Origin of the sequence: Streptomyces himastatinicus ATCC 53653 (assembly GCF_000158915.1) — a bacterium.
Lineage (GTDB): Bacteria > Actinomycetota > Actinomycetes > Streptomycetales > Streptomycetaceae > Streptomyces > Streptomyces himastatinicus.
Genome location: NZ_GG657754.1, coordinates 10629766 through 10634599 on the forward strand (window position 1 = coordinate 10629766; position 4834 = coordinate 10634599).

The 4834-nt window shown below is 68.8% G+C and carries 4 protein-coding genes; all 4 read right to left on the reverse strand.

Going from position 1 to position 4834, the window contains the following annotated elements:
• Positions 1-510: AMP-binding protein (locus SSOG_RS44795; protein WP_039940276.1), on the reverse strand; the 510-nt coding region annotated here is incomplete at its 3' end.
• A gap of 313 nt (positions 511-823) precedes the next feature.
• Positions 824-1702, reverse strand: coding sequence for a geranyl diphosphate 2-C-methyltransferase (locus tag SSOG_RS44800; RefSeq protein WP_039940277.1), 879 nt, complete (start codon positions 1700-1702; stop codon positions 824-826).
• A gap of 17 nt (positions 1703-1719) precedes the next feature.
• Positions 1720-3054: a family 2 encapsulin nanocompartment cargo protein terpene cyclase gene (locus tag SSOG_RS44805; protein ID WP_009720958.1), complete on the reverse strand. Its 1335-nt coding sequence runs from the start codon at positions 3052-3054 to the stop codon at positions 1720-1722.
• Entirely contained in the window at positions 3005-4417 is a 1413-nt protein-coding gene (locus SSOG_RS44810) for a family 2B encapsulin nanocompartment shell protein (RefSeq protein ID WP_009720959.1), read from the reverse strand. The genes SSOG_RS44805 and SSOG_RS44810 overlap by 50 nt, the downstream gene beginning before the upstream one ends.
• Between the last annotated feature and the right edge of the window lie 417 nt (positions 4418-4834).

Below are 4834 nucleotides of genomic sequence, written 5' to 3' on the forward strand. Positions count from 1 at the left end.
GATGCTGAATCCGAAGGTCAGCGGATGCGCTTGCGTCCATACGGCCAGCGGCGGCAGATGGCCGTGGAACCGTGCGTACAGTCCCCCGAAGACGCCGCGCAGACCTTCCCTGGTGACCACTGTGTGTTTGGCGGGGCCGGTGCTGCCGGAGGTGGACAGGACATACGCCGAGGCGGGGAGCGGGGAGAGATGGCCGGGCCAGGCGGTACGGTCCGCCACGATCTCGCCGATGATCGACCCGCTCTCCGCCCCTGGCGGCACCGGGGTGAAGGCCGCACCGGCGGCCAGGATCGCCAGCAGACGCACGATGGTGGCGGCGGTGCGGTGCTCCGGCGACGGCAACGGAACGAGGGCGCCGGGCCCCACGCCGTCCCGGCGCAGCGCGGTCGCCTCGTGAGCCACCAGGTGATGGAGGTCGGCGTAGGTCAGGCTCGTTTCGCCGTCCGTCAGGGCCGTCGCGTCCGGGGGCGCCGCGGGGAGCCCGAGCCGTAGATCCAGACAGAGTGTCAATAAGTCGGCAGAAATACTGGACTCCTCATGGGGGTTCCGAGCGTGATCTGACGAACGTGCCTGGGGTGTGAAGCGCTTCGAAGACGGGGTGCCTCAAAGGGGGGTCTTACGAACCTCGTGCAGAAACGGCTGTTCTTGCTCCCCCCCGTGTCTGAAGGCTTCCGAGAGCGAACATTCGAAGCGCTTCGACAGATGGTTTGTCACGAGGGAGCGGTTGTCAAGTGTTCGATCCGCCTCGCGGCACATCCCCGCGGCACAGCAGAAGGGCCGGGCCCGTCGGGGACGGACCCGGCCCTTTTCCGCAGGGAGGCGGTCAGACGCGGTCGGCTGCGATCAGGAGGTACTGGAAGGAGCCATCCTTGTACGAGTTGATGAACGCTTCCTCAATGCCGGTGACCAGCGAGGACGTGGCCCGCAGCTCCCAGTAGGGCAGGGTCGCGGGCGTGAGGTCGATAACGGCCTGCGGTACGAGGCGATTGTCGGCCATGGCGCGCAGGTACTCCCGGCGGGAGTGGATGTTGCACTCGAAGTGCGCGTTGATCTGGGAGACCCACTTCGACGGCTGGCCGTAACGCGGGTTCCAGCAGCCGGTGATGGTCACATAGCGGCCGCCGACCGCGAGGACGCGGGAGTGCTCGGCGAACAGGTCGTGGAGGTCCACGTACATCGTCGACTCGTTGTTCCACGAGGCCGCGGCCTGCCCGGTCTCGAACGGCGTACCGAGCATGTTGCAGACCCGGGCGCGGACATGGTCCTCGATGCCGAGTTCGCGGGCACGCCCGTTGGCGAAGTCGGCCTGCTTGGCCGACAGCGTGACGCCCTCGACCGTGCACCCGAAGCGCTGGTGGGCCATGACCATCGAGCCGCCGCGGCCGCATCCGGCGTCCACGAGCGTGTCGTCACGCCCAATGGGGCCGAGGTGGTCCAGGAGGAGTTCGGCCTGCGCCGACTCCAGCCGGTGCAACTCGGCGATCAGCCGCTTCTCGTAATCACCGGCCGCGGTGTCGCCGAGGGCGGCGTGGTCGACGTCGCCGATGCCGTAGTGGTGGTGGTACAGGCCGTCCACATCGCCGAGGCGCAGGTTCACGGGCCTGGCCTCACGATCCCAGTAGCGGGCGATGTCCCCCTGGTAGGGCGTCACCGGGGCGGGGATGAACATGGAGGGGGCGGCGGTGAAATCGGTGCTGGTCATCGACAAGTCCATTCCTCTTACCAGAAGTCGGGCAGGTTGTAGCGGTAGGTATTGGTCTGGTGCCAGTAGTGGTTGCCGTCGACCCACACCGCCACGCCGCGCAGAAAGCGCTGCACGGTCGGGACGGGGCAGGCGGCGGCCAGCGCCGCGGCTGCGGCCTCGAAGTCGTGCATGAGGTCGTTGTGCACCTCGACCGCCTTCAGATACGCCTCCTGCTCGGAGACGCCCTCACGTTCGGCGATCACCACGGGCAGGTTGAGGTGCTTGCCGGGACTGGCGAGTTCCTTGGTGTACGAGTACAGGTCGTTCACGATGGTGGTGGCGTTCCCGGCGAGCGCGATGACCCGCTGCATTTCGGGCCGGGCGTGCAGGTCCGCCGGAAGTTCGTAGCCGCCGACGGTGTCGGTGATGGTCGGGCACGGCCGGAAGTTGTTGAACTGGCGCATCACCAGGTATTCCCACACCTCGGGCACGTGGTCCGTCTGCGCCCAGGCGGCCTCGGCGAGGTATCCCATGTGCAGACGGGCCATGTCGTGCCGGAGCCGGTCGGCCTGGGAGGCGCTGGCCTCGCGGACGAAGTACTCCATGGCGGAGCGGTAGGCGCGCCGGGGCGCGTCCGAGTGGAGCGACTCCGCCCACTGCGGCTGGTACTCCTTCGCCGTGTACAACGGGTCGAGGGCGGTGTGCGCCAGCAGGAGGCGTCCGCCGAGACCGATGGGCGAGCCGCCGTGGTCCTCGCAGTAGCAGTCGTCCACAGCGTTCTCGGCGACCATCATGCGGGTGGCGAGCATCAAGTGGTCGACGGTGGGGGCGTCCGGATGGCAGGCGACCATGTAGCGCCCCACGGAGAACCCGTCGAACTGGTCCTCCCAGTCCTCGGGGTACAGGTCGACCTCGTCCAGCGCCCAGGCCTTGATCCTGCGGCTGACCTCCTCCACCCGCCCGGGGTCGGGCTCCGGCACCGGGTGGTGGTACAGGCCGGGGATCGGGCTGCCTTCCGCGGGCGCCTCCGGCGGTGTCGGCGGCGTACGCGGCTCCTCGCGCCGGGCGGCCGGGTGCAGGCTCGCCGTACCCAGCCCGCTGGGGCCGCGCAGGATCCGCTCCAGACCGACGCTCGCGCTGCGCACCTCGGCGGCAGCCGTGTCGGCGGGAGTCGTGTCGGCGGGAGCGATGTCGACGGCAGCCGTGTCGGCGGGAGCGATATCGACGGGCGGCGGGGCGGACAGGGAAGGCGGAGGAGAAAACTCGGGCGCAGACATCCATGGCTCCTCGGTGGTGGGTGGCCGTCCGGCAGGGGAGGTGCTAATCGCGGCTACGGGCGATCTGCACGTTCTCCAGCACCCCGAGGGCATCCGGCACCAGGATGGCGGCGGAGTAGTAGGCGCTGACGAGGTAGGAGATGATCGCCTTCTCGTCGATCCCCATGAAGCGCACCGACAGGCCCGGTTCGTACTCCTCCGGCAGTCCTGTCTGACGCAGGCCGACGACGCCTTGGTTGTCCTCGCCGGTGCGCATGACCAGGACCGAGCTGGTGTTCTCCTTGGTGATGGGGATCTTGTTGCAGGGCAGGATCGGGACGCCGCGCCAGGCCGGGACCTGCTGCCCGCCGAGATCGACGTGGGTCGGATAGAGCCCGCGGGAGTTGAACTCCCGCCCGATCGCCGCGATCGTCCGGGGGTGGGCGAGGAAGAACTTGGAGCCGCGGCGGCGGCAGAGCAGCTCGTCGAGGTCGTCCGGGGTGGGCGGGCCGGAGTGGGTCTGGATGCGCTGCTTGAAGTCGGCGTTGTGGAGCAGGCCGAACTCCCGGTTGTTGATCAGCTCGTGCTCCTGGCGCTCACGCAGCGCCTCGATGACGAGCCGGAGCTGCTCCTCGGTCTGGTCCATCGGATCGTTGTAGAGGTCGGCGACCCGGGTGTGGATCCGCAGAACGGTCTGGGCGACGGAGAGTTCGTACTCGCGCGGCTTGAGCTCGTAGTCGACGAACGTACCGGGCAGCGCGGGTTCCCCGGTGTGTCCGGCCGACAAGGCGATCTCGGCCTCCCCGCGGCGGTTCTGGCTCCGGCCGGCGAGCGAACGGAACTCCTGGACGTGGGCCTGGAGGCTTGGCGCCGAGGACAGCACGGCGTCGAAGTCGGCGCGGGACAGGGTGAGCAGCGTGCCGGACGTCTCGGCGGTGGCGGTGCAGTCCCACCGGGCGTCCGCGTCCAGCAGGGCGTCCTCGCCGAACCGGTCGCCGTCGGCGAGTACGGCGACGGCGGTCTCGTTTCCGTACTTGCCGACCGTGGTCTGGCTGACGCGGCCGTGAGCGATCATGTGGAACTGCTCGGCGGGCGTGCCGCGTTCGACCAGGGTCTCACCGGCGCGGAAGTCGCGCTGGACGCAGCGGTCGGCGATCGCGGTCAGCACCTCCACGTCCTCGAAGCCACGCAGCAGGGCCAGTTCGCCGAGCTCGCGGGGAATCACCCGGACGGTGCCACCGTCCTGGACGAACTCCACGCGCCCGTCGCCGACGGTGTAGGTCAGCCGACGGTTCACCCGGTAGGTGCCGCCCTTGACCTCGACCCAGGGGAGTGTCCGCAGCAGCCAGCGGGAGGTGATCCCCTGCATCTGCGGCGCGGACTTGGTCGTGGTGGCGAGGTTGCGGGCAGCCGCCGTGCCCAGGCTGGACTGCCGAGGCGGCTCCATGGGCGCTTCCGAGGTGGTACCAACAGTCATCGGGCGAGCTCTCCTTCGTAAACGGCGGTGGCCTCGCGCGCATGCGCGTCACCGGATATGAGGAAAGGAGGGGGCAACCGTCCGGGTATCCGCGCAGACCCGGGGAACAGTAGTGGCCGATGCGCCCGGTCGGCCGGGGGAGCCGTCAGCATTAACTCGATAAGATGATCGTGACCTGTGGGGGGTTTGGGCCACGACCCGGTCGTCCCAGGGTCAGTTGTTTTCCGCGTCCTCGGTGCCGCCGGTGCGGTACGTCATGTACTTGCCGTCGTTGAAGTCCGAGTCCGGGCGGTCGTACCCGTTGGGCGGAGCACCCTCAGTCGTACCCATGCGCCGAACTCTGTGCGGCGCGACACCCTTTGACGAAGCGGAACATCGCTCCGTATATTAATCGGAGGCAGCGCTCCGCTTTCGGTG

Coding starts and splice junctions, on each gene's coding strand:
- SSOG_RS44805 (WP_009720958.1), bottom strand. CDS start 3,054: ATGCCCTCGGGGTGCTGGAGAACGTGCAGATCGCCCGTAGCCGCGATT.
- SSOG_RS44810 (WP_009720959.1), bottom strand. CDS start 4,417: ATGACTGTTGGTACCACCTCGGAAGCGCCCATGGAGCCGCCTCGGCAG.
- SSOG_RS44800 (WP_039940277.1), bottom strand. CDS start 1,702: ATGACCAGCACCGATTTCACCGCCGCCCCCTCCATGTTCATCCCCGCC.